Source organism: Actinoplanes sp. NPDC049548, assembly GCF_040676695.1.
Lineage (GTDB): Bacteria > Actinomycetota > Actinomycetes > Mycobacteriales > Micromonosporaceae > Actinoplanes.
The window spans coordinates 104,404-129,003 of sequence record NZ_JBFAPM010000009.1 but is presented as its reverse complement, the minus strand read 5'-3'; the positions used below and the strand labels follow the sequence as shown (position 1 = coordinate 129,003).

At 68.7% G+C, this 24,600-nt stretch carries 17 protein-coding genes; 4 read left to right on the top strand and 13 right to left on the bottom strand.

Annotated elements, in window-relative coordinates:
* Position 1 precedes the first annotated feature (1 nt).
* From AB0J80_RS19590 to AB0J80_RS19575, 4 genes are all read right to left on the bottom strand, one after another.
* The gene (locus tag AB0J80_RS19590) at positions 2-556 is read right to left on the bottom strand and encodes a PadR family transcriptional regulator (protein WP_364706581.1); all 555 of its coding nucleotides are present in this window, start codon (positions 554-556) and stop codon (positions 2-4) included.
* 129 nt (positions 557-685) lie between these two features.
* A complete protein-coding gene (locus AB0J80_RS19585; RefSeq protein WP_364706578.1) occupies positions 686-1,729 on the bottom strand; it encodes an Ig-like domain-containing protein in 1,044 nt (347 codons plus the stop codon).
* Positions 1,730-2,123: 394 nt separating this feature from the next.
* Entirely contained in the window at positions 2,124-2,891 is a 768-nt protein-coding gene (fabI, locus tag AB0J80_RS19580; protein ID WP_364706575.1) for an enoyl-ACP reductase FabI, read from the bottom strand.
* A gap of 44 nt (positions 2,892-2,935) precedes the next feature.
* Positions 2,936-3,640, bottom strand: a complete 705-nt coding sequence (locus tag AB0J80_RS19575) for a beta-ketoacyl-ACP reductase (protein ID WP_364706572.1) — start codon at positions 3,638-3,640, stop codon at positions 2,936-2,938.
* A 162-nt stretch (positions 3,641-3,802) separates the two neighbouring features.
* On the opposite strand from AB0J80_RS19575, the gene AB0J80_RS19570 reads away from it, so the two are divergent.
* The 4 genes from AB0J80_RS19570 (at position 3,803) to AB0J80_RS19555 (ending at position 7,696) form a co-directional block, all read left to right on the top strand.
* Positions 3,803-5,023: a histidine kinase gene (locus AB0J80_RS19570; RefSeq protein ID WP_364706569.1), complete on the top strand. Its 1,221-nt coding sequence runs from the start codon at positions 3,803-3,805 to the stop codon at positions 5,021-5,023.
* Positions 5,020-5,679 (top strand): response regulator transcription factor, encoded by a 660-nt coding sequence (locus tag AB0J80_RS19565; protein WP_364706566.1) that lies wholly within the window; start codon positions 5,020-5,022, stop codon positions 5,677-5,679. The genes AB0J80_RS19570 and AB0J80_RS19565 overlap by 4 nt, the downstream gene beginning before the upstream one ends.
* A gap of 74 nt (positions 5,680-5,753) precedes the next feature.
* A complete protein-coding gene (locus AB0J80_RS19560; RefSeq protein WP_364706564.1) occupies positions 5,754-6,623 on the top strand; it encodes an alpha/beta hydrolase in 870 nt (289 codons plus the stop codon).
* A complete protein-coding gene (locus AB0J80_RS19555) occupies positions 6,620-7,696 on the top strand; it encodes an acyltransferase family protein (protein WP_364706561.1) in 1,077 nt (358 codons plus the stop codon). Before AB0J80_RS19560 ends, AB0J80_RS19555 begins: the two co-directional genes overlap by 4 nt.
* Positions 7,697-8,067: 371 nt before the next feature.
* On the opposite strand, the gene AB0J80_RS19550 is transcribed toward AB0J80_RS19555, so the two are convergent.
* The 9 genes from AB0J80_RS19550 to AB0J80_RS19510 all read right to left on the bottom strand — a co-directional run bounded on the left by AB0J80_RS19550 (position 8,068) and on the right by AB0J80_RS19510 (position 24,590).
* Positions 8,068-8,802, bottom strand: coding sequence for a VOC family protein (locus tag AB0J80_RS19550; protein ID WP_364706559.1), 735 nt, complete (start codon positions 8,800-8,802; stop codon positions 8,068-8,070).
* Positions 8,803-8,855: 53 nt separating this feature from the next.
* Positions 8,856-9,644: a trypsin-like serine protease gene (locus AB0J80_RS19545; RefSeq protein ID WP_364706557.1), complete on the bottom strand. Its 789-nt coding sequence runs from the start codon at positions 9,642-9,644 to the stop codon at positions 8,856-8,858.
* 38 nt (positions 9,645-9,682) lie between these two features.
* Entirely contained in the window at positions 9,683-10,690 is a 1,008-nt protein-coding gene (locus AB0J80_RS19540; protein WP_364706555.1) for a nitronate monooxygenase, read from the bottom strand.
* Between the two features lie 897 nt (positions 10,691-11,587).
* Positions 11,588-11,851 carry a hypothetical protein gene (locus AB0J80_RS19535; RefSeq protein WP_364706552.1) on the bottom strand — a complete coding sequence of 88 codons (264 nt, stop codon included), beginning with the start codon at positions 11,849-11,851 and terminating at the stop codon, positions 11,588-11,590.
* A 425-nt stretch (positions 11,852-12,276) separates the two neighbouring features.
* Positions 12,277-12,870 carry a hypothetical protein gene (locus AB0J80_RS19530; RefSeq protein WP_364706550.1) on the bottom strand — a complete coding sequence of 198 codons (594 nt, stop codon included), beginning with the start codon at positions 12,868-12,870 and terminating at the stop codon, positions 12,277-12,279.
* Entirely contained in the window at positions 12,864-19,859 is a 6,996-nt protein-coding gene (locus tag AB0J80_RS19525; RefSeq protein WP_364706548.1) for a polymorphic toxin-type HINT domain-containing protein, read from the bottom strand. The genes AB0J80_RS19530 and AB0J80_RS19525 overlap by 7 nt, the downstream gene beginning before the upstream one ends.
* A complete protein-coding gene (locus AB0J80_RS19520; protein WP_364706545.1) occupies positions 19,856-23,152 on the bottom strand; it encodes a LamG-like jellyroll fold domain-containing protein in 3,297 nt (1,098 codons plus the stop codon). The genes AB0J80_RS19525 and AB0J80_RS19520 overlap by 4 nt, the downstream gene beginning before the upstream one ends.
* 490 nt (positions 23,153-23,642) lie before the next feature.
* Positions 23,643-23,981, bottom strand: coding sequence for a hypothetical protein (locus AB0J80_RS19515; protein WP_364706542.1), 339 nt, complete (start codon positions 23,979-23,981; stop codon positions 23,643-23,645).
* A gap of 108 nt (positions 23,982-24,089) precedes the next feature.
* Positions 24,090-24,590, bottom strand: a complete 501-nt coding sequence (locus AB0J80_RS19510) for an FMN-binding protein (protein WP_364706539.1) — start codon at positions 24,588-24,590, stop codon at positions 24,090-24,092.
* Positions 24,591-24,600 lie beyond the last annotated feature (10 nt).

Here is a 24,600-nt window from a genome sequence, read left to right as displayed (position 1 = left end):
GTCAGGTGCGGCCGAGGCCGCGCAGCGTGTCGAGGACGTCGTCGAGCCAGGCGAGGACCATCCGCTCGTACGCGATACCGCCGCGCAGCACCACGTGTTGCAGACGTTGCCCCTCGTCGAGGGCCTCGGATTCGGGGAAGTCGCGGCGCTCCCCCGTGAGATAGCGGTCCAGGGTGTCCTCATGGGTCTTGCGGTAGCGCTCGACCTCGGCCAGCAGCGCGGTGCGCCCGGCGGCGTCGGCGAACGCGGCGCCGCGGACCTTGACGGCCAGCTCGTGCCGGACCGCTTCGGGTTGCACCGGATCCCGCAGCCAGGTGGTGAGGACCTCCCGGCCGGCGTCGGTCACGGAGTGGGAGCGTTTGTCCGGGCGCCCGCCCTGGCCGATCTCCTCCGCGGTGACCCAGCCGTCGTCCTCCATGCGCCGCAGGACGCGGTAGATCTGCTGGTGCGTCGCGGTCCAGAATCGGCCGATGGACCGCTCGAAGCGCCGGGCCAGCTCGTATCCGGACCCCGGCTGCTCCAGCAGCGAGACCAGGATCGCATGTTCCAACGCCACGCGCAGCATCTTGCTATGCAATTAGTTGCATAGCAAGCGCTGTCTCATGACCTCCGCTTTGCTGCGGCAGGCAGTGCGCCCCAAGGAGCGATGTCGAGCGCGCCGAAGCGAACCACGGCAGACGGGCGCCTACACGATCTGGCAGGTGTCCAGGTCGATGGTGTAGGTGAGGTCGGGATAGAGAGGAGATCCGGGAGTGTAGACACTCTCGTAGGAGCCCGGGACGCCGATGGCGAAGCCGGGGAAGGCGATCGTGGCGGTCTTCTCGCGGGACTCGTACGTGGCGCGGTCCCAGACCCATTGGCCTCCGCCGTAGTGACGGACCCACGAGTGCGGGCCGCCGTTCCAACCGATGTCGACCATGCCGCGCCCGAGATCGGGCCCGGATCCGAGGAAGCTGTACCGACCGCCGGTGATGACCATGTCGTAATCCGCGTTGATCATGTAGGCGCCGTTCTCGTCCGGACCGCTGTGGGTGCAGCCGACCAGGACGGGCTTCCAGGACGTTGGTGCCACGTAGGTAGGCGGTTTTGCCAACTGTCCGGAGCGGTACCGCGCGGCTGTGGTTCGGGCGTTGCCGACCGTGTCGATGGCGCGGACCGCGTACCTGATGGTCAGGTTGCGTGAACCGTCGACGGTGAACCGGTACGGGGCGGTGGTGTCGGTGGCCGCGACCTTGCCGTTCAACAGGAGCTGCACGGCGCGGACCCGGTGGTCGTCGGACACTGCCACCTGGAAGGGCTGCTTGCCGGCCACGGAGCCCGCGGGAAGATCTTTGATGATGCGTACGGTCGGGGCGGTCGAGTCCACGGTCACGACACGGTTGACGAGTCGGCGGTTGCCGGCGGCGTCGAACACGCGCCACTGCAGTGTCGTGGCGCCGCTGCGGCCATGCAGGTCGGCGGTGAGGCGCCAGGGCGCCGAGGTGCGGCGCCCCTGGAACGTGCCGGCGACCCACAGCTCGGCGCGGCTCACCTTGCGGTTGTCGGTGACGGTGACGGTGCTGGTCGCGTTCCTGCCGACGAGTGCGCCGGCGGCGGGGGTGGTGAACGCGGCCAGCGGTGGTGTCCGGTCGGTTGCCGCGTGTGCAGGAGTGGGAGTCGTGCCGAGCGCGACCACGCCGCAGAGCATCGCGAGAATTCGGCGATCACGGCGGTTGGGGGGCAGGGCCACGAATCGTTCCTCCTGTCGCTCGTGCTGAGATCTCCCGGCTCGAGCCGTCGGCTCGCAGGTGACGTGTCAGCGGACTGAGTGATCGGCAACGGAACGCTCGAGCTTCGAAATCTCCTACGCATAGTTGCAACATGATGACCTTGGGTGCTGGCGCCCTGTGGTTCACGACAGGTCGTGGCTCTGCGGGACCATGCCGCGCTGCCGCCTGGTCGCGAAGCTTCACGCGCCGCTGGCCCTACCCGCCGACCCGGTTCGCTCCGAGGAGCCTCCGGCGACCCGGGTGTCACCCTGGTCCCGGTGCACCGAGTACGTCCCGGGTCCGGTTCGACGCCCTCGATATCGGCGGCCGCAGCGCGACTTTGGTCGCGCTGCGGCGCCGGTGGCTTACTTCGCCTCAAGCGCCGAGGGCGTGGTATCCGCCGTCGACGTGCACGATCTCCCCGGTCGTGGCCGGGAACCAGTCCGACAGAAGGGCACAGACCGCGCGCGCTGCCGGCTCCTGGTCGACCAGGTCCCAGCCCAGCGGCGCCCGCTCGGACCACGCCGTCTCGAACTGCTCGAAGCCCGGGATCGACTTGGCCGCCATCGTGCGCAGCGGGCCCGCCGACACCAGGTTGCTGCGGATGCCCTGCTTGCCCAGGTGCAGGGCGAGGTAGCGGGACGCCGACTCCAGCCCCGCCTTGGCGACGCCCATCCAGTCGTACACCGGCCAGGCCTTGGTCGCGTCGAAGGTCAGGCCCACGATGCTGCCGCCGCGGCCCATCAGCGGCAGGCAGGCGGTCGCCAGGGACTTGTACGAGTACGTCGACACCTGCACCGCCGTGGCCACGTCCTCCCACGGCGCGTCGAGGAAGCCGCCGCCGAGGCAGCTCTGCGGCGCGAACCCGATCGAGTGCACGATGCCGTCGAGCCCGTCGACGTGCTCGCGGACCTTGTCGGCGATGCCGGCGAGCTGCTCCGCGTTCGTCACGTCGAGCTCGATCACCGGGGCCGGCTCGGGCAGGCGCTTGGCGATCCGCTCCACCAGCGACAGCCGGCCGTACCCGGTCAGCACGACCGTCGCGCCGTTCTCCTGGGCCAGTTTCGCCACCGAGAACGCGATCGACGCGTCGGTGATGATGCCGGTGATGAGCAGCCGCTTACCGGCCAGCAGTCCAGACACGCTCTCTCCTGATGTCGAGGGTCAGTGAACCATGGAGGCGGGGGTCAGTGACCCATGCCGAGGCCGCCGTCGACCGGCACGACCGCACCCGAGATGTACGCCGCCCCGTCACCGGCGAGGAACGTGACCGCCTGCGCCACCTCCGCGGGAGCCGCGAGCCGGCCCGCCGGGATCGCCTTGAGGATCTCCTCGCGGCGGGCGTCGCTCAGCACGTCGGTCATCTCGGTGTCGATGAAGCCCGGCGCGACCACGTTCGCCGTGATGTTACGGCTGCCCAGCTCCCGGGTGATCGAGCGGGCCATGCCGACCAGGCCGGCCTTGCTCGCCGCGTAGTTCACCTGGCCCGGTCCGCCGTAGAGGCCGACGACCGACGAGATGAAGATGATCCGGCCCCAGCGGGCGCGCAGCATCTTGGTGCTGGCGCGCTTGGCGCACCGGAACGCGCCCGTCAGGTTGGTGTCGAGCACCCGGGTGAACTGCTCCTCGGACATCCGCATCAGCAGCGTGTCGTCGGTGATGCCGGCGTTGGCCACGAGCACCTCGACCGGGCCGAGCTCCTTCTCGACGGTCGTGAACGCGGCGTCGACGGCCTCGCCGTCGGTGATGTCGCACTTCACGCCGAACAGCCCCTCGGGGGCGCCGCTGCCCCGGTGCGTGACGGCCACCCGGTCGCCCTGCTCGGCGAACGCCCGCGCGATCGCCAGGCCGATGCCGCGGTTACCTCCGGTCACCAACACGGTGCGGGCCAACGCGGTGCTCCTTCTCTCGCATGCATGAAACGGACCGCTCGCAGACTAGGCGTTACCAGCTGGTAGGCGGAACCCGGTCCCGGTGTCATACCTGGGTAGGGGGTCGAAGATCCGACTCGGAAGGCACGACCGGCGGTGCGCACGGCCCGTAGCCTGCCTCTCATGGAGATGATCGGTCCGCTGCGCCGGCTTGTCACCGGTCCGGACCGCCGGCGGCCGCCGGCCAGGTCACGTCGCCGGCGCAGGATCCGACTGTACGGTGCACCGCTGGGCATCGTGGCGCTCCTGGGTCTGGGCACGGCCAACGCCGCGTACCTGGTGGCCGACCGGAACCTGGCCGAGGTGCTCGCCGCCCTGTTGACCTTCGTCACAGTGCTGCCGGTCGCCCTGGCCGCCGCCGGCCGGCCGTTGGTGGCCTGGCGCATCGCCTATCCCGTGCTGTTCCTCGGCGCCGTGGGCGCGGACAGCGGCGGTATGGAGTGGCCGTGGAGTGTGCTGCAGACCTTCGCCTTCCTCATGGTCTTCACCGTGCTGGCCTTCCGCGAGGAGTCCGGCGTGATCGGCTGGGCGACCGCGCTCACCGTCGTCCCGGTCTTCGCCTTCACGCCGCTGACCAGCGCCTGGGGCATCGCCACGCTGCTGGTCGCGATCGCGCTCGCGGGCGACCTCGTGTCGCGGCGCCGGCGGGCCCGCGACGAGCTCGCCGAGCAGGCCGAGCTGACCCGGGTCGAACAGGAACGGCGGGCGGTTCTCGAGGAGAGGGCCCGGATCGCCCGGGAGATGCACGACGTCGTCGCGCACCACATGTCGATGATCGCCGTCCAGGCCGAGACCGTGCCGTACCGGGTGAGCGGGCTGCCGGAGCCGGCGCAGGCCGAGTTCGCGTCGATCGCGGGTGCTGCGCGTACGGCCCTGAACGACATGCGCCGCCTGCTGGGCGTGCTGCGCTCCGATCTCGAGCAGAGCCCCCGGGAGCCCCAGCCCGGCCTCGCCGACGTGGCGACGCTCGTGGAGAACGCTTCGCGGGCCGGGCTCGCGGTCTCTCTCGACCACGGCAGGCAGCCGTGGTCGAGCGTGCCCGGGCCGGTCGGGCTGGCGGCGTACCGGATCATTCAGGAAGCTCTCGCCAACGCGGCCCGGCACGCGCCGGGCAGCCCGGTGCGGGTCTCGGTCCGCGCCGCCCGGGAAATGCTGCTGGTCGAGGTCGGCAACGGCCCGGCCGCGACCGGACCGGCGGAAGGGCCCGCGGGCGAGGGCGGGCACGGGCTGGTCGGGATGCGCGAACGGGCCGTGCTGCTGGGTGGCACACTGCACGCCGGTCCACAGCCCGGCGGGGGTTACCTGGTCGCGGCGCGGCTGCCGCTCACCTCGGAGGACTCATGATCCGCATCCTGATCGCCGACGACCAGGCCATGGTCCGGCAGGGCTTCGGCGCACTGCTGGCCGCCCAGCCCGACCTGCTCGTGGTCGGCGACGCCGCGGACGGCGCCGCCGCGGTCAGCCAGGCCCGCCGGCTCGACCCCGACGTGGTGCTGATGGACGTCCGCATGCCGGTGATGGACGGCCTCGAGGCGACCCGGCAGCTGACGGGCACCCCCGGCACCGGCCCCCGGGTGCTCATCCTGACCACGTTCGACCTGGACGACTACGTGTACGAGGCGCTACGAGCCGGCGCCAGCGGCTTCCTGCTCAAAGACGCGCCCGCCGCCGACCTGGTCCAGGCGGTCCGCGTGGTCGCCGCCGGCGACGGCCTGCTCGCACCGTCGGTCACCCGGCGACTGATCGCCGAGTTCGCTTCCCGCCCCCGCGCGCAGCGGCCGCGGCCGACCGCCCTGAACGGCCTGACCCCGCGCGAGACCGAGGTGCTGCGGCTCATCGCCCGGGGGCTGTCCAACCAGGAGATCGCGGCGGACCTCGTCGTCGCGGAGCAGACGGTGAAGACCCACGTGGGCCGCATCCTGGCGAAGCTGGGGCTGCGGGACCGGGCGCAGGCGGTGGTCTTCGCGTACGAGTCGGGGCTGGTCGAAGCCGGCGCCTGACCCTCCGGTAGCACTCCCGGGTGAGCACCGCAGGGTGACGAAACTCCGGTGGACGGGGCCGCACGCTCCACGGCATGCGGATCTCCACGGTTCTCCTCGTGCTGGCGCTGGCGGCCATCGACCTGCCGGCGACGGGTACGGCCACACCACTGCCCGACCCTGCACCCCCGTACGCGGTGCACGCCGCGATGATGGCGGCCGGTGAGCCGTACGCGGGATGGGCGCGCGCCGGACGGCACTTCGTCTCGTTCGACACCCGCGGCGACGGCCAGGCCGTCGAGGTCGTCGGCGACCTCGCCACCGCCGACCGGATCGCGGTGCTGGTCCCCGGCGTGGACACCACCCTGCGCGACTTCGACCGCGGCCTCGGCGGGGTGGCCCGGCGAGCCCCGGCCGTCCAGGCCCGCGCCCTGTACGACGCGATGAGGGCGGCGGATCGGGGAAGCCGCGTGGCGGTGGTGGCGTGGCTCGGATACGACCCGCCGGAAGGGCTGTCGCTGGAGGCCGCCCGGGACGTGCGGGCGCGCGCGGGAGCCACGGCCCTGGTGAGGTTCGTCCAGGCGTTGCCGGCCGGCGCGGCGGTCACGCTCGTCGGTCACAGCTACGGGGCGATCGTCGTCGGCCTGGCCGCGCAGGAGCTGCCCCGGGTGGCGGATGTCGTCGCGCTCGGGGCCCCGGGCATCGGCGCGGAGCACGCGTCGGAGCTGGGCGGGGCGCGGGTGTGGTCGGCTCTGGCGGCGGACGACTGGATCCGGCGGGTGCCGCAGCTGCGGCTCCTGCACCTCGGGCACGGCCGGCGGCCGTCGGCGGCGGAGTTCGGCGCCCGGACGCTGCCGACCGCGGGCGTGACGGGGCACGACGGGTATCTGTGCCCGGGCTCGGCGACGCTGTCGGCGGTGGCCGGCGTCGTGCTCGGCGTCACGGAAGGATCGGTGGCGGCATGACCGCAACCATCGTCTCCCCCTCCCCCACCTCCGCGGAGACGGCATCTTCGGGCGGGCGGGACCGGACCGTCGACGCGGTGCGGGCCTTCGCGATCTGTGGCGTGGTGGGCGGGCATTGGCTCGTCACCGGCCTGGTGTCCGGGCCCGACGGGTGGCACACCGCCAGCCCGCTGGCCGCGATGCCCTCGCTGGCGCCGGCCACCTGGCTGTTCCAGACGCTCGGACTCTTCTTCTTCGCGGGCGGGTTCGCGGCCGCGCGGGCCCGGGGCGGCGGCGGGCGGCGTACCCGGGACAAGCTGCTGGCGTCCCTGCTGCCGCTGCTCGCCGGGTGGGCGCTCGCGCTCGGTGCCGGCGCGGCGCTCGGCGCGCCGGCCGGGACGCTGGAGACCACGGCGAAGCTGGTCGTCAGTCCTCTGTGGTTCCTGCTGCCCTACCTCGCGCTGCGGATCGCCGCGCGGCCGTTGTGCCACGCGGTGCGACGGTACGGGCCCGCGGTGGCGATTCTTCCCGCCGCGATCGTCGCCGGTGCCGACGTGGGGTGGCTGCCCGGATGGCTGGCCGTACCCGCGGCGTGGACGGTGCCGTGGCTGCTCGGCACGGCTGTGGCGCTCGGCCGGTGGGGTGGCCGCCGGGTACCGGTGCTCCTCCTGATCGGCGGCGCCGCGGTGCTCGCGCTGCTGATGACGGTGGGCGACTATCCGCTGAGTGCTGTGGGCGTACCCGGGGAAGGCCGGTCGAATCTCTCGCCGCCGTCGCTGGTCGCCGTAGCTCTCGCCGTCACCCAGATCGGTGGTTTTCTGCTCCTCCGCGGAGCGATCGGCAGGCTGCTGCGACGGCCGGCGGCGGCCCGGGCGGTGACCGGCCTGAACCGCGTCGCGGTGCCCGTCTACCTGTGGCATCAGAGCCTGCTCCTGACGGCCGCGGCCCTGGTCGGCACGCGGATCCCCGGTCTGGTCGGGCAGCCGGACGGTACGGCGTGGGTGGCGGCCCGGCTGGCGTGGCTGCCGGTTCTCGCCCTCGGGCTGGCCGTGCTGATCCGTGGCCGCCGACACGCCCGGGGCCGCGTTTCTTAAGTTGCCCTTAAGAGGTACGCTCTTCGACGGTTCGACGCCCGCACTACTGATGGAGGTGATCGCTGTGCGAGATAGCGATCCTCCCAGTCGTGGCCGGGCCGCTTGTCAGCCGCTCTGAGCCGCCCCGGGTGCACTGTGCCCGGAGGCCCGTTCCGGCCCGCTGACTCCGAAACCCACCCCGCTCCCTGCCGTCGTGCCGCGCCGCGACCAGAGCAGGGTGCCGGTCGCGACGCTTCGTGTGCGCACTTTCCCTGTCGCTACTCGCCGGAAAGTCATGGACATGAACCGTTTTGTCGCTCCGCTCAGCTTCACCATCGCCGCCGCCTGGGTCGTGGTGGTCTTCGTCCTCGTCCACAACACCCCCTGAGCCGTCAGCCCGCCGGCGCCGCACAGAACTCGTTCCCCTCGGGATCGGCCAGCACCCAAGCGGCGCCTTCGGCTGCGGGCGGGCGGCGTACCGTCGCACCCCGGGCGATCAGCTCGGACGGTTCGCGGTCCCGCAGGGTGACGTGCCAGTGCAGGCGGTTCGGCCCGTCCTTCGCCTCCGGCACCGGGTCGAACAGCCAGTACTCCCACGGGAAGTCGGGCGCGGCCCGCACCACCGCGGCCTCGCCCTCCAGGGCCACGTCCCCGCCGAGCAGGCCGGCCCACCACCGCGCCTGCGCCACGGCGTCCCGGCACTTGACCACCAGCTCGAAGATGCCCGGCGGCCGGTCGTCGACCGCCGGGTAGGCACAGAACTCGTTGCCCTCCGGGTCGGCGAGCACGTACCAGGGCTCAGCTCCGGGCCGCCGCACCACCCGGCCACCGGCGGCGACGAGGTCGTCCGGCCCGGCGCCGGCCAGCCGCACGTCGAGGTGCACCCGGCTGCCCCGGCCCAACGGCCCGGTCACCGGCCCCACCCGGACGATCTCGTTGACCGGCCGCCCCGGCCCCGGATCGACCCGCCACCCGCCGGCGTCCCTCTCGCGCAGCGTCCCGCCCAGCACCACCCGCCAGAAGGCTGCGACCCCGCGCGGATCCCGGGCCTGCAGAAGCAGCCCGTCGAAGTGGACGGGAGGAAGAACATACCGGGACAGCTCGGCGGTGAGGGCGGGTCGAGACATGCGTACTTCGATACCTGCCGTCCCGGCACGGCTCCAAGAGCCGACGGTGAAAGTCAGGCTTTCGTGGACCACATGCTCTCGTAGATCCACCGGGTGATGTTGTCGGTCCGGGCGGCATTCTCGGTCTGGCTGTGCGGACACGACGGCCCATTGCTCACGACCGCCACCAGCGCGGGCCCACGCCGGCCCTCCACGAAGAACGGCCCACCCGAGTCGTACGGGCACGGCGTCGTGTCCGGCTGGGGCGCGTACCCCCGCATGCCGGTGACCGAGTCACCCACCGAGACCACCGTCAGCTGGCCGGTCCGCAGATGCTTCTCCGGTACGGGGTTGACACTGGTCACCGACCCGTACCCGGTGAGCCGCACCACCGCGCCCACCTCGGGCGCCCGCCGGCTGAGCCGGATCGGCCGCACGTCGGTGATGGGGGTGTCCAGCTTGGCCAGGGAGACATCGGCGGTGGGCGACTGCCGCACCGCCACCACCGTCGCCACATGCCCGTGCGCGGTGTCGTCCACGTCCGCGCGTCCGACGGTGGCGGTGGTGAGATCGGCAACGGGCCGCTCGACCCGCACATTGTTCTCGTCCCGGAAACAGTGACCAGCGGTGATCACCCATTGGGGCGCGATCAGCGCACCCGAGCAGCCACTGTTGCGCTTACCACCGTTAGCGGTCGGGATACCCGTCATGGTGAGCTTGACCGAGAAGCCGTACTTGCCTTGAGGCACCAGCTCGCCGTTCGCGATGGCGTTCGCCGTGCCGACGTTGTTGATCGCGAGAGCGGTGACGACCGCGGGCACCAACAACCCGGCGGCGATGAAAGACTTCGTGCGTCGTCGCATCCGCCCAGAGTGCCAGCCGGCACTGTCCACAGTGAAGGTCAGATCTTGGTCAATCGGGCGATGATCTCGGCCGTCGGTCCCGGCCTGGCCTCGGCGAATCCCGTACCGGCCCAGAGGTTGACCGCCTCGGGATCCTCACGCGCGGCCGCCGCGGCTCGGATCGGGGTGGTGAGGTGGTGCACGGCAGGGTAGGCGACCGGGGCGGCGGCGGAGTAGGCGTCGATGAAGCGGTTGCGCAGGCCGCGGGCGGGGCGGCCGGTGAAAGCCCGGGTCACGACGGTCTCGGTGAAGCGCCCGGAGAGCATGGCGGCGCGCTGCACCGGCCGGGTGCCGGCCTCGTCGGCGAGCAGGAAGGCGGTGCCGGCTTGTACGGCCACCGCGCCCGCGGAGATCAGCCCCCGCACATCGTCAGCGGTCCCGGTGCCGCCAGCGGCGATGAGCGGAAGATCGACCGAGGCGGCGACCTCCCGCAGCAGCTCGGGCGCGGTTGACGAGCCGTCGTAGCCCTCGGGTTCGGTCGTGGCGGAGTGGGCGCCCGCGGTGCCTGCTTGCACGACGAGGAAATCGGGTCCGACGGTCGCTGAGCTCCTGGCCTCGACAGCACTGGTCACCGTGACGATCACGGTGGACCCGGCACGGTGAAGGTCGGCGACGACCTCCCGGTCTGGCACGCCGAAGGTGAAGCTGACGAGGGGTATCCGGGCGTCCACGGCTAGGCGGACCTTCGCCGGGAAGTGGTCGTCGTCGAAGAGGGGCGGGTGTGGGAGCTCGACGCCGTACCGGTCGGCTTCGGGTTGGAGCAGACGCCGGTACTCGTCGACCGCTGCCTGGTCGGCGGGGGCGGTGGGCAGGAAGATGTTGAGGCCGTACGGGAGACCGCTCCCGCGAAGATCGGCAACCTCGCGGGCGACGGCATCCGGGGTCTTGTAGCCGGCGGCGAGGAACCCGACGGCCCCGGCAGCAGCGGCGGCACGGACGAGGGCTGTCGTGGAGGGGCCGCCCGCCATCGGAGCGACGATCAGAGGACTCTCAAACTCCCAGGCCATGACGCCATACTGCCCCGGCGGCCACGGACCCTGTCCACTCCGATGCCTGCTGTCGCATCCTGCCGAGCACGACGTCAGCACGCTCCCTGCTGAGCCTCGCGTCAACTTCCCGCAGCGTGCGCGGCTCCGGAACAGCGCTGAGCGCAGCAACGATGTCTGCGCCATCCTCTCCGCACAACCCGCGACGAAAAGCCGCCGTTGTGACGGGCCGGCATCGGCCAGCGAAGCGGCAACCGCCTGGTCCGCCACATACGAAACCCCCCACCGTCGTCACCGCCCTGCGCTGGTGGTTCAGCCGGTGAAAGTCACGGGAGTGTATGACAGGCCTTTGATGCCCGCCTCATCCAGCGACTTCTTCACCGCGCCACCCATGAACAAGGCCGTGACCGATCCTGGGATCCGAAAGATGCGGGAGCCGACTGCCGCCTCGGCGGCCGGTGGAACGCGGGGAACTGCACCACCCCGTAGGACCCGTATTCCGCGATGATCGACGGGTCCCGATCGACCACGTCCGGCGTCGTCACCACCTGAACGATGAACATCCGCCGACCGTCGACGCACCCCTCACCGAGCAGCCTGAGGTCCGAGCCCGCTGTAGCCGAGAGAACCGACCAAGCGTTCACGTCACATACCCAGTCCCGAATCTCGGGGTGCCTGAACACATCGGGCGGGACGGCGCTGTCGCCGGGATCCCAGGCGAAGGCGGCCTCCTTGCTCATCAGGGGATACGGCTCACGCCAGTCGTGATCGATGACGTCGACGGGAAAGGCCTCCTCCCACCGAAGAGGTAGCCGTATCGGTCGACCATGAGCTCGGCCTCGAAAGCCATCGAATCCTCCTCCGTGCGCGCCTGACGTCAAGTTCGGCTTGACCAAGCGTCGGGTTGCGACGGTCACCTCATCCGCCATGACGGTGGCTGTCCCGCAGCCGTCCCACTGGCCAATCGTCCAAACGGACGACGATCTCGGCCAGCGCCTGCTCGAACGCGGCATCGTCGCAGCCGCTTCTCAGCCGAGTACGCCAAAGCTCAGCGAGGTCGCCCTCGATCGCACCAAGCGCCATCAACCGCTCGCTGTACAAGACAGCCTGCCGGACCGACGTTTCGACGTCTCCGCTGGAGCCCTCAGTCTTATGGCGAGCGTGCAGTATTTCGTCGAGCACGCCCAGGATCCTCGAGCTACGAAGCATCGCCGTCCCCGCGTTCCGCGAGCTCCTTACACGATCTGCTGAGTCGATGTTGATCAGCATTGCGAGGCAAAGATCAGTCTCGTTCAATCAAGAACGGCCCCGGCCGAAGCCGGGGCCGCGCGCACGCGCTATGGCCTGCGGCCCCGCGCGCACGCCTGTCATCATCCGAGGCACCCCGCCAAGTGGAGTGACCGCACCCACGACAACTTGATCTCTGGAGGCACGGATCAGCGTCACTTCAGACCTCGTTTCGCACCTGGCCGAGTCAACACAGGACGAGCCCGTCGCCCGGAAGTACAGCATCGACATAGACCCGATGCGAGCCCTGATCTGACGGCAACGCTGACGGCAACCCCAGCGAACACCCGCAGGCTTTGACACACACCGCAGCCCTCCGGTTACGCTCCGGAATCGCGCTGGCGTCCTGAATTCCCGCGCACCCTATCTAAAATTGCTTCAACCAAATGCTGCGCCGCAATGCGGTCATCATCGCGAATCCGGGCTAGGGGAATTCCGTTCGCAACCCCTACGATCACCGCTCTCTGTCGGGCCTTCTCCCTCAGGAAATTCGTCGAGTCAGCCGCGTTCCCGTCAAGCTGCCCCATGGCAGTCAGCGATGCGTGTGCGCAACTAACAGCAGCTTCAGCGTCACCTCCGGCCGCAGCACACTTCGTCGCGTACATAAGGACAAGACATCCATAGAAAGAGTAAATGTCGGCGACTTGCGTGAAACCCAGTTCGTTCGGCTGGAGTTCGGGGAAAGACAGCAAATGCTCACGCCGCTCATCGAAGGAGCCAGTCGAATTTGCCAAATCCCACAAGCCCTCGAGAGTATCGACGACGAAGGCGATATCAACAGATCGACTGGGGTCGTCTGCCCTAAGAGCACAGAAGACCTGTATCAGCCGCTCCGCACAACTCGCTGCGAAGACTCGCGCCAAATGTCCGTCGCCCTCGCGAAGCGCGCGAGCGGTCTCTTCGTCAACTACCATTCGAAGCTCCTCTGACGCGTCGTAGTAACTCCGCTGCCAGGATATACGTTGCCCATCATTCTTCCCCCGCTGCCCCGAACCCATGGAGCGCAAACCGACAGACACACGTTTCTCGACGTTCCGCCCGCGACCGGCGTCCACCCGCGCTCATTGATAAACAGGAAAGCATTCTGTTCGGCATGCGTGCCTGGAATGTTCGGAGCATGCATCTCGCCGCGCCGGAGTGGAACAGACATCTGCGCCGGAGTTAGACCATCTCCAGAACCGGCGATCACATCAATATCTCCGTGAGGTGTCCGCGCCCGGACCACAGCTACCGTGCTGATGTTATTTCGGATGTATTCGTCGGGTTCCGCTGCATGAATTTGGCTCGCCCGATCCGAGAATCCGCAGTTATGGACGAGCACGGGAGTGTTGCCGGCGAGCACATAGTACGTGTGGATGCGGTCGACCGTGAGGTCGCGCATGATTCGCGCGCCGACGAAGCTGTGTACTCGCAGAACCACGACGACCGAGCCGTCGCTCGTCTGCAGGCGTTCGCGAGGAAGCAGGTCCTTCGCGTCGACCCAATCCTGGCGGTTGACGCTCCAGAAGGGGTGGTTCTGCGTGGTGTGCAGCGTGGTCCGCCCGGAATCCGAGGACCACACTGTCAGGTTGCTGAGCTCGGTGTCGTGGTTGATGTGCAGTTCGACGACCGGTTCGTCGGCAGTCTCGCCGGTCTCGGGGTCCGTGGAGACGACGACATCACCCTCGGCCACCTCAGCGATCGGCTTGACCGAGCCATCCGCCATCAGTACCGGCGTCGTGGGAGCGAAGCTGTGACAGCCTCTCGTGAAGAGAGACTTCACGGCCTTGCCGCCGTTGCTCACTCCCTTGGTGATGCCGCTGGCGATGTTCCGGACTTCCGCTTTGGCCGCGCTTGAAGCCGCTTGTCGCGCGATCTGTGATCCCTCGCCGGCGACGAGACTTCGTACGCCAGCGCTCAAAGCCTGTCCGCCGACCGACATGAGTCCGCCCGTGACACCGCCGATGGCACCGGAGAGCAGGGCGTTGCCGGCCATCTCACCGACACTGTGGCCACCTTCGACCAGGTCGTGCGTGATGGATCCGGCGACACCGGCCAGGGCGCCGCAGCCGACGGCACCTACGCCGGTCCAGCCGATGGCAGCGCCGCAGCCGACGCCGACGACCGCTCCCACCACGACGCCGGCGATGTCGGCCTTGTGGTCCGAGACCCAGTTGGTGGACTTGCACCACCAGTTGCACTTCTTCGGCTTGGCGGTGCCGGACGACGAGTTGCCGCCGGAATCGCCGTTGCCGCTGGATCCGCCGGTTCCGCCTGAATCGCCGTTGCCGCCGGAATCGCCGTTGCCGTCGACTTGGCTGCCGCCGAAGCCCGCGCTGGCGCCGTTGGAGCTGCCGGTTCCCTCATTTCCGGTGCACCCGTACCCGCCGCCTGTCGTGCAGTCGACGGGGCCGAGAGTCATTCCGGACGGGTCGGCGAAGCTGACCGGTGAGTTGTTGGCGTAGCTGTAGCCCTGCATCATCTGCGGGTCGGTGACGTCCATGACCGGGTCGACGGAGATGAACCGACCGATCCCCGCGTCGTATTCGCGGGCGCCTAGATGAGTCAGGCCGGTGCTGTCGAGTGTCTTGCCGAGGAAGCCCTTGTCGTTCACCCAGCCGGCCTGGCCGTCGCGTTCTTCGCCGTAGGCGGTGAGGTGCCGGACGGTGGCCTGCTGGGTGACCGCGTCGACGCTGATCGAGGCCGTGTTCTGCATGTCGCTGACCAGCCAGGTCAGCCCCGCGTTGGTCCGCTGGGCGACCGTCTTGCCGCCGTACGAGTAGTAGCGGGTACAGGACTTCACCGCGCCGCTGTTGTCGACCTCGAGTTCCTGGCCCGGCAGGTACAGCGTCTTGGAAGCCGGTTTCTTGGTGATGAGCCGGTTGCCGTCGGCGTCGTACACATATGCCGTCGTGCCTGTCGAGTCCGTTGCGGATGCGAGGTGGCCCTCGATGTCCCAGACAAGCGTCTGCTGGCCGTTCTTCTCCGTAGGACGTTGCTTGGTGTTGCCCGCTTCGTCAGTTTGGTAGGTGGCGGTGCTGCTGGTGCCCGCGCTGCCCACCGTCGTGGTTCCCGTGGCGAAGTGCGGGTGGGCCTCGGTCGGCGCCGGGTACTGGTACGTCGTCGTGCGCTCGCCGACCGCTGTCTTGTGCTCTACCTGCTGAGTGCGGTTGCCGGCGTCGTTGAACGACCATGACGTCCAGTACGGAGCCGGGGTGGCTGTGCTGTCACCGAGCCGGTCGAGCGACGGATCGGCGTCACAGTTGCCGTCCTTGGGCGTCCAGGCGTCGGTGAGCCGCTGGAGGTGATCCATCCGCCAGCACTGCGTCTCCGTACCCGCGACGGCTGCCTTCTCCGCGGTACGGGTGATGTTGCCGGCGTTGTCGTACGAGTACTCCTTCCACGAGACGACCGACGGGTTCACTTCGCGGAATGCCTGGGTCGCCTTGAGCCGGCGGGTGCTGGGGTCGTAGTCGTTGATGACCTGCAGCGACTTGCCGCCGCTGGCGCCGAATACAGTGGTGGACCGCTCGCCGAACTCGGTGAACTGGACCGCCGGGACGAGGGAGCCGCCGATCGTGGTGCTCAGCGTCGTGGCCGCTCCGAGGTCGTTGAAGCCCGTGGTGAGGGTTTCGATGCCGACGCCGGCGGTGCCACCGATGGCGGGCAGCTGGCTGACCTTGGGCGTGCCGTCGACTGCGTACCGCGCCTGGTAGCTGTAGGTGCCGGCGAGGCCCTTCTCCGTGTCGGGGATGGTGACCGCGGTCTTCGTCGGCAGCCCGGTGGTCGCGTCCAGGGTCAGCGTCGCGGTGGTGTACGGCTTGTCCAGCTTGCCGTCGACGTAGCGGTTGCTGGCGGCCAGCACTCCGAGACCGCCGGCGAGGGTGTCGTACTTCCAGTCCGCGAGCTTGGTGCCCTGCAACGAGTCCTTGTACAGCCCGGTCTTGCGGCCGAGGGTGTCGTACTCGTAAGCCAGGACCTGCTTCTTGGCGTCGGTCGTGGTCAGGACCCGGCCGAGCTTGTCGAAGGCGGTGGTGGTCTCCCCCTTGTCGGGGTCCTTGGTGTAGTTCTGCCGGCCCTGAATGTCGTAGCCGTACTCCCAGACCGTGTTCATCGGGTTGATGACCCGGGTGAGCTGGCCCTTGGCGTTGTACTCGTACTTCGTCCGGTCGTAGGCGCCGCCGACGTCACGTCCCTTGTACTGCCGGATCTCCGTCGTGCGGCCCAGCGGGTCGACGTACTTGGACTCCGTGGTGCCGCCTTCGGGAGGCGTGGTGTCCACGTGGTCGCCGCCGTAGACGGTGGTGGCGCGCCACTTCTCGGTCAGTTTGGAGAACAGGATCTTGTTCGTCTCGCGACCGGCGCCGTCGTAGAGCGTCTTCGACCAGGACAGGACGTTGTCCCGTCCCGCCGGCATCGGAGGCTGCCAGCGAACGTTGGAAGCCGCCTTGTTGTCGACCCAGTAGGGGCCGTAGCTGACGTTCGCCCGGCCCGCGGTGTCGTAGAAGGTGTCGCTGACGAGCATGCCCGTCGTCGCTGCCGGCATCTGCTGCTGGACCGGGCGCAGCAGCGAGTCGAAGAACATGTACGTCGTGGTGATCTTGCCGGCCGCGTTCAGGGTGTCCGTCTGGACGACGCTGGCCTTGTCGGTGTTCAGCGCGTACGTGTAGTGCAGGTCGGGAACATCCTGACCCGCACGGCTGCGACCGGGCTTCCAGACGCTGACCAGGCGGCCCTGGCCGTCATACAGGGTTTCCGTGTCCCGGCCGTTGGCGTCGTGCGACAGGGTGGTCGCTCCGGTCGCCGGGTCGATCGTGGTGTACGAGGTCCAGCCGAGCGGATTCACCGCGTCGACGCGGGTCAGCGGCCCCCCGGTCGCCGGGGTGTACTTGGTCTCGGTCTTGTGGTCCTCGGCGTCCCACGAGAACCGGGGACGTCCGTGAACGTCGTACTGCGTCCTGCCGGTCCTGAAGTAGACCGGCTCGTTGTTCTTCCAGTCCTCCAGGGACTCCGTCGTCGTGGTCAGGCCCTTGGTGGGCGCCTCGCCCGGGTCTTTGCCGTCGAAGCTGGTGCGAGTCGCCCCGAGCACCTCGTCACGGGCGATGACCCGGCCGGACTTGGTGGCCTCACTGCACGGCAGCGCGAACGTACGGACCTGGTAGGGAAACGCGATCATCCAGGCGGCACCGTCGTCGCGGCTGTAGTCGGTGAGCACACACCGCTCGTCACCCGGCTTGCTCGTGTCCCCGGAGTCGGACACCGCCGTGGGCATGCCGTACTTGTCGTACGAGGTGGTGCTGTGCGTCCACGTGTCCGGGCGGTTCTGGTCCCGCGCGGTCCAGTTCCACACGCCCGCGGTGTCCACGTAGCGCGCGTTGACCGACACGTCGCCGATCTTGTGGGTGGCGGTGATGGTTCCCAGCCAGGGATCGGAGATGGTGCCGCTGATGGGAGGACCGTCCGGGCCGTTGTACACGATCGTCTCGCGGACCTGCCCGTTCAGATCGTCGGCGTCGGCGATGGTGGCTTTGCCCTTGGAGTCGGTGACGTCGGCTCGTTTGGTGCCGACGTTGTCCGTCCGGCTCGACTTGTCACCGTCCATACCACGGAAGTAGCGGGTGTCGACGCGAGTCCGGTCGTCGCCCTCTCCCTTGATGACGCTGACCAGGCCGTAGCCGCGCCACTGCGACCAGGTCCGGTACTTGTCCTTGGTCAGACCGTCGTCGTCGGCGTAACGCCAGGCGGGCTTGTCGTACTTGTAGCTGGTCAGAACGCTGAGCGGATAGCCTTCCAGCGGGCTCTTGGTGTCGTTCTCCCGCACGTTGTCGACCACATACTTGTGGAACCAGTCAGTGATCTCCTTGCCGGGCGTGTCACCGAGGTCCGGCGGCGCCCACCGTACGGGAAAGCACCGCTTGGTGTTGGTCGCCGGGTCGGGGGTGGAACCTGCGGTGCAGTCCTTGGGCAGGTAGTTGATGTCGATCGTCGACCGGGTCTCGGTGTAGATCGTCTTCATCCGGTACCAGCGCATCGGTCGCAAGCCGTTGCTGAGCGCGGTGTCGACGCGGTTGTCCATCGGCGTCCCGACCAGCGTGATGTCCGGTACCGAGGTGGCGACGTTGTCCGCGTCCCAGCCGGTGTGGCTGATCGTGGACAGCCACATACCTCTACGGGTTCCGTCACCCGGGTCGGGCCACGTGTGGGTCAGCGTCCATCGCTGGACGTTGCGGTAGGTGGTGGTGCCGGGCTTGAGTACCTGGGTCGTAACGCTCGCGAGCCGTCGCTTGGTGAAGAACGTGGGGCCGTGCTGCGTACAGGTGGTGCCGGTGCATTCCTGATCGAGGGGGGTGTCCTGCCAGTTCGCCTTGTCCGTGCAGGAGGTCAGGCATCGGTCAGCGGTCACGAGTGCGACGCTCATCGGCGCCTTGGCGTACGCGTTCGAGGACACCTGGCCGTAGTCGATGCGGGTGACGTTCCCACCGCGAACGTACGAGTGAACATCGGTGTTGGAGTTACGCGCGTACTTGTTCGTCTCGGGCGAGTACCAGAAGGACTCGGCGTTGCCGTTCGGGTCGACGACCCAGTCGAGGTTCCAGCGCCAAGCTTGGTCGCAGAACGAGTCCTTGAAGGCCGTCTTGTTGCACGGCTCGCCGGTCTGGTTACCCGCCACCGGCACGGTGAACACCGACTTGGTTTCGGCGGCCGACGCTGTCCAGCCCGGCAGCCGGTTGAGGCCGAAGTAGTACTTGGTGCCGTTGGTGGCGGTGACCAGCCAGTACTCCCCCAGGGCGCCGGCCTTCTCGCCGCTCTCGCCCTTGTCCCCGTTCGTGGCGTTGTAAAGGCGCTCGATGCGGGTGCCGTCGTCGGTACGGCTGTGCCAGCGCTTCTCGGTGGAGTTGTAGATCAGCTCGCCGCCGGCCACGCCGTCGAGGGAGAGCGTGGCATTGTCCGTACCCCAGCATTGGTCGCCGGTGTCGGTGGTGTTGTTGCCCTTGTGGTCCTCATCGTCGTTGTCGTCGGCACAGCCGACGTAGCGCCGTTCGATGAACCCGGGCTCGAGTCCGAAGCCCTCCCCGACCCAGGACGGCTGGTTGTTGGTGACGGCGGTGCGGCCGTCGACCGCTTGCGACGAGTATCCGAGCGACAGCCTCGGCGCAGGGCCGCCGAGGGAGGGCGGCACCGCCAATGGGTACGACCAGGTGAAGGCGCCACTGGAGCCCCCGGCATTCCAGGTGGCGGACGATGCCAGGGTTGTCGCCGCGTAGTCCCCGGATCCTCCGGCAGGCGCGGCATCCAGCGCCACCACGGAACCGGTGGTGCTGACCGAGACCGCCGCCGAGACGGACTTGCCGTCATTGGTCGAGGCCAGCGGCGTAGCGGCACAACCGGCGGCGTCGGGCGTGCTCAAGGCGCAGGGTGGCAGGGATACCAGGCGCAGACGGCCGGACCAGTCCGCACCGTAGGCGTCGGCGAAGTCGGTGTAGTCGACCTTGACGGCGACCTTGCCGACGGACCCACCGTCGTTCGGTTTGACCCGTACGACCACGTCGCGGTGGGCTTTGGCGACGTCGGCCCTGCCGAGCACGTCCACCGAGAGTTTCTTGGGCTTCTTGTCGGCGCTGCGTACGGAGATCGGGGCCGAGTCAGCCTTCTCCGCCAACGCTTTCATGCTGCCGGTAGCAGCGAGGTCGATGACCGAGGTCGCGGCGGCCGGCCACTTGGGAGCTCGCGCGGGCGCCGTCTTCATGGTCGGGACCTTGCTCGGCATCGCCTTGACCGGCTTGCCGCCGATCGACTGGCCGGCGTGCGGCTTCAGCGGCTCGGGCTTGGCCTCCTGCGCCTGTGCCGGGCTTGCCTGAAGCAGCGCACCGGCCACGACGACAGCGGTGACGGCTGCGACCCGCCGGTGGAACGTGCCGATCACAGTTGACCGTCCTTGGTCTCGTAGAGGCGTTCGACCATGTCGGGTGTCAGCACACCCGCGTACGCACGCACCGCGTCCACACTTCCCTCGATCTTGTCCACCTGCGCGGTGGTGCCGTTCGCCGGCGTGTACAGGGCCCTTCCGATCGCGAGCGGCCCGTTGGCCTGCCACCGTGCGGTGCGAGCCGTGGGCTGGGTCGGCACGCCGTTGACGTACAGCGTTTGCGTCTGGGACGACGCGTCGTAGACGCCGACCAGGTGCACCCACCCACCGACGTCGTCATCGGTGACAGCGTCAGTGCTGCTGATGGCGTGGGTGAATGCGACCGTGCTGGCCGAGTCCGCATTCTGCATGGAGAACGCCCATCTCGGTGTGGAACCCCACTGCCGCACCCCCAGGTAGAACACGGACTGCAGCGATCCGTCCTGAGCGAGCACCGTCATGTTCGTCGCGGGCACCTTGTTGAGACTCACCCACGCCGACACCGAGAACGACTGATCCGTACGCAGCACCTTGCCGGAGGTCGAGAGGGACGACGTGCCGGCGAAGTAGGCAGAACCCAGGTCGCCTTCGACGTGCCCGAAGTCGTTCCACTGATCGTCGGACAGTTCGCTCTCACCCAGGGGGTGCTTCACACGGTTCTCGGTGGCGTCCTCGACGCTCGAGTCGAGATCCCACCGTCCGGCGTCGGCCACCGCGAGGGCACCGATCTCGTCCTGCCCCAGCAGCCGGTTCCACACCCGGACGTCGTCGACCGCGCCCACCAACTCTTTGTCGCCGATCGCGGTCAGGCCGCCGGTGCCGGTCGCCGGAGCCGTGTAGGCCGCTACAGCAGAGCTCGCCGTCCGTACTCCGTCGACCGACACGAAAGCTTCGCGCCGCATCGCGTCGAAGCCGCCGGCCACCCGAAGCCACACTCCCAGCGTCGAGGGGGCCGCGGCGCATGCCTTCCACTCGCCGCGCGGCGGCGGGTTGGCCGTCGTCGCGGCCCCGGCCTGTACGCGGTAGCAGACCTTCTTGGTCGCTCCGTCGAAATACAGCTCGTCCTGCAGGAACGGGTCGCCGTTCTTGGTATGGCGGACGATGGTCGACTCGCCGGCGGCAGTGGAGAGCCGAACCGTGGCGGCCGTCGTACGGCTGCCTCGAAGGTCGACCGCCAGCGGTCCCTGCGCGGTGCCGGACAGGCCGAACGCGTAGGCGCTACCGCCGTCGCCGCCGCCCTCGGTGCTGCTCACCGTGCCTGCCGTGGTCAGGTCGTGAGCATGCGAGGTGGAGTCCGCCACTCCTGCACTGCCGGTCGGCTCGTCGAGCTTCCACCACGCCTCTGCCGTGGGGGCAGAACCGGCGAGAATCTTGTACCCACCGACGCTGTCGTCGCCGGTGCCCGAGGTGTACTCGCCACTCTCCCGGCCCGCCTGGTCGACGCTCACGACGTGCAACGTGCGCGGACCACCACGAGTCAGGTCCTCGAGGTGGAGCGTCTCCTCCAGCGGCGGTGGGTCGATGCGGACCGTGGCTCCGCCTCCCTTGGTGACGGCCGCAGTGGTGACCTTGGGCCCGCCGTCGAACCAGTACCTGTACTGCATGATGTCCGCGACACCGTGCGCGCCCAGTGTGAACAGACCGCTCTTACCGACCCCGCCCGCAGACTCGCAGGCTGTCGCGGTGCATTCGGGGTAGTCGGCTGACGTGACCGTCGGCGGCGACTGTGGCCCCGTGCTGTCGATGGTGAAGGTGCAAGCCACGGACAAGGGCGAGTCGTCCAGGCCGTCGTACGTCCTGGCGTACATCGTGTATGCCTGGTTCTCGACCAGACCGAAACTCTTCGGGATCGCGACCGTAGCGCTTGCTCCGGAGGTTGCCGCCTTCGTCATGGTGGGCTTGTCCGGAAGTGCCGCACCCTTCTTCGCGACGAAGAACTTGACCGTCAGGCTCCGTTCTGTTCCGTCCGGATCCGACGCTTTGGCCTGCGCCGACGGATAACCGTTGGCCTTGGAGACGAATGCCGCCGGGTCGCTGCTGCCGCACTTCTTGGCGCCGATGGTCAGACTCTTGGGCGCTGACGGCTGGGTGTTGTACGTCAACGACACATACGGGTCCTTGGAGTCCTCCGACGATTGGAACTTCTTCCAGCTGTGCGTGCCGGGGTCGGCCTCGTCCGAGCTCTTCGCCCGCAGTCCGGTGGTCAAGGTCTGCCAGCCATGATCGGCAGCGGTGGCGAACAGGGGCTGCACGTTGGCGGTGATGTAGCCGGCCGTGCAACCGCTGTAGCCCTTGGTCACCGACGACTTGGCGACCGGATAATCGCTGCGCCAGCGGGGCTGCTTGCTCCACCGCGTCGACGTACCGACCGCCTCGGTGATCCAGACCTGCCACTCATGGTCGTCGCAGTTCCACGAGTGGGTGTTCCAGAGATACAGCGTGGCGGCGGTGATGCGCTTGTCCGCCAGGACCTTCGTGGGCCAGCGGATGAAGGACCGGGCCCGGTAGGTGCCGTGATCCGTGACGGATCCGAGCTTCAGCTCCTTGGACGTCGACAAATCGGATCCGATGTTGTCCTGCACCAAGGTGTCGAAGCCGGGCTTGAGCGTCGGGTTCGGGTCGATCGTCACCGGGTATGTCGTCGCAGGATCGCTGAAGAAGTCCTGCTCCGGGGTCAGGGCCAGAGCCTTGCTACCCGACTTGGCGCCGGCCTTGACCGTCATCGGTACCGGCACCCGCCGCAGGTGGTCCCCGGACTCGGCGCCCACCGACGCGTCCCACATGACGGCCGGGGGAACATGCCCCACGTACTTGCCATCCTTGCCCCGCAGCGTCAGCCCGCCGTTCGCGTCCGACGACGGGACGACACCGGCGGTACGCCACGGCATCGCAACGCTCTTGATCTCGGATGCCGCAGCGCGCGTCTTGATCACGAGGAGCTGCTCGAAGCCGGTACGCGTGGCGTCGACGACCAGATCGACGCCGGGCCGGACCTCCCGGTAGGTGGCCGTCGTGCCGAGCAGGTCGGGCTCCGGCAGTTTGCCCGTCCAGCCGAGAGTGAGCTTGGAACCGCCGCTGGCGAGCTTTGCCAGGTCATGGTCGCCCGCTTCCGCCGCACCCGAGATGACCAGTCCGCGTGGGTGCCCCTTCGGCGCCACGGTTCCGTCGGAGCGCTTGGTCAGCGTGAGATCCACGGGCCGCCACTCGCCGTTCTCGTCCTGGTAACGAGTCGGCCCGGCATGCACCTCGGCGGTGTAGGTCCCGTCCGGGTTCGCGACCACCTCGGTGGTCTCGCTGAGCAGCGAGGGCACCGGAACCGGTTCGCCGGTTTCGCGAGCTTGACGGGATGCCTCCTGTTCGGCCGTCAGGGCCGAAGGCGGGTCCGCGGGCTCCGCGGCCTGCGCCCGCGCAGGCGGCGCGACCCCGGCCAATGCGGTGGTCAGCAGACCGGAGGCTGCCAGGACAGACAGTATCGACGCACGCCGAACGCGCTTACTCATGAGATCCCCGTGATATCGATGCATCGAAAGAGGTCGCGACGATGCGGATCGATGCGAGGGGACCGTAACCGATCGGCGATCGCACGCACAAGGCAGCTTGGTGGAAGTGCCGCGTGCGGATCGAGCAGAAGTCCTCCAGGCCGCCGCGAGCGGCGGAAGGCATCAAGGGCTGCTTCCAGGCAACTGCTTGTAGTCGTCGGCCCGACGATCGAAGTGATCACGCCAGGACCCCGGCAACGTCAGGCCTTTTCCTTTCCGACCGAGTCCGGACACCCTGCCAATTTCCACGAGCGCAAACATCTCACGCACGTGTGGGACGAGGTAGGTGGCGAATGAGACGACGCAGCTCCTCCGGAGCTCCTGCGAGAAGTGAGTCAACGGACCGCCGCACCAATCGCGACGCCACGACTACCTCGACATCGGTCCCGTCCCGGAGGGCATCAGACAGGACGACCACGGACGTGACGACGGAGGCTTCGATGCTTTCGGGCAGCGCGTCGAGGTAGTCGGTGTCGTCGGTGAAGACCAGGTCTACGAGTTCTTGAGCGCGCAGGCGAAGCGTCGGAATATCAGCCCTCCGCGTTTCCTCCTCCGCCCCTGCCCAGTCCGGTAGCCATGAGGGCAGACCGACGACACCCATGTTCCACACCCTCCGACGATCGACAGCTAGGTCGCAGCTAGGTCAGACCAAGATCAAACGATGCAGGAAGCGGTCGGGCACACGCCAGGTGGACTTGTTCATGGGCCGTCAGGACAAGTGGGCGGCGTCCAGGGCTGCTTGCAGGGACTGCTTGTAGCCGTCGCTGGTGACGGTCGCACCGGAGACCGCGTCGATGTCTGCGCTCTGGGCGGCCAGGGCCTCCTGGCGGAGGATCGGCAGGGCGTACTCGTTGATCTCCTGGTCCCGGTGGTTGTCCGTCGGGTAGACGGGGACGGTCACCTCGGTGACCTTGCCTCCGCTGACGGTGATGCTGACCTGTACCGGTCCCCATCGGGTCTGTGCCACCGACCCCGTGTAGGTCTTGCCGCCGGAGGAGCCGGAGGAGTCCGAGGAGCTGGACGAGCCGGCCGAGCCGGCGTCCGACGTGTCCGTCGAGCCGGCGTCCGACGAGCCGGAGGAGCCGGCCGAGCCGGTCGCCGGGGTTGAGGCCACGGTCGCGGCCTGCAGGCTGTTGGTGCTGGTCCGGTAGCTGAACAGCAGCACCAGCGCCGCCACCGTCGACAGCAGCCACATCGTTATCCGTCGCATCTCGTTCCTT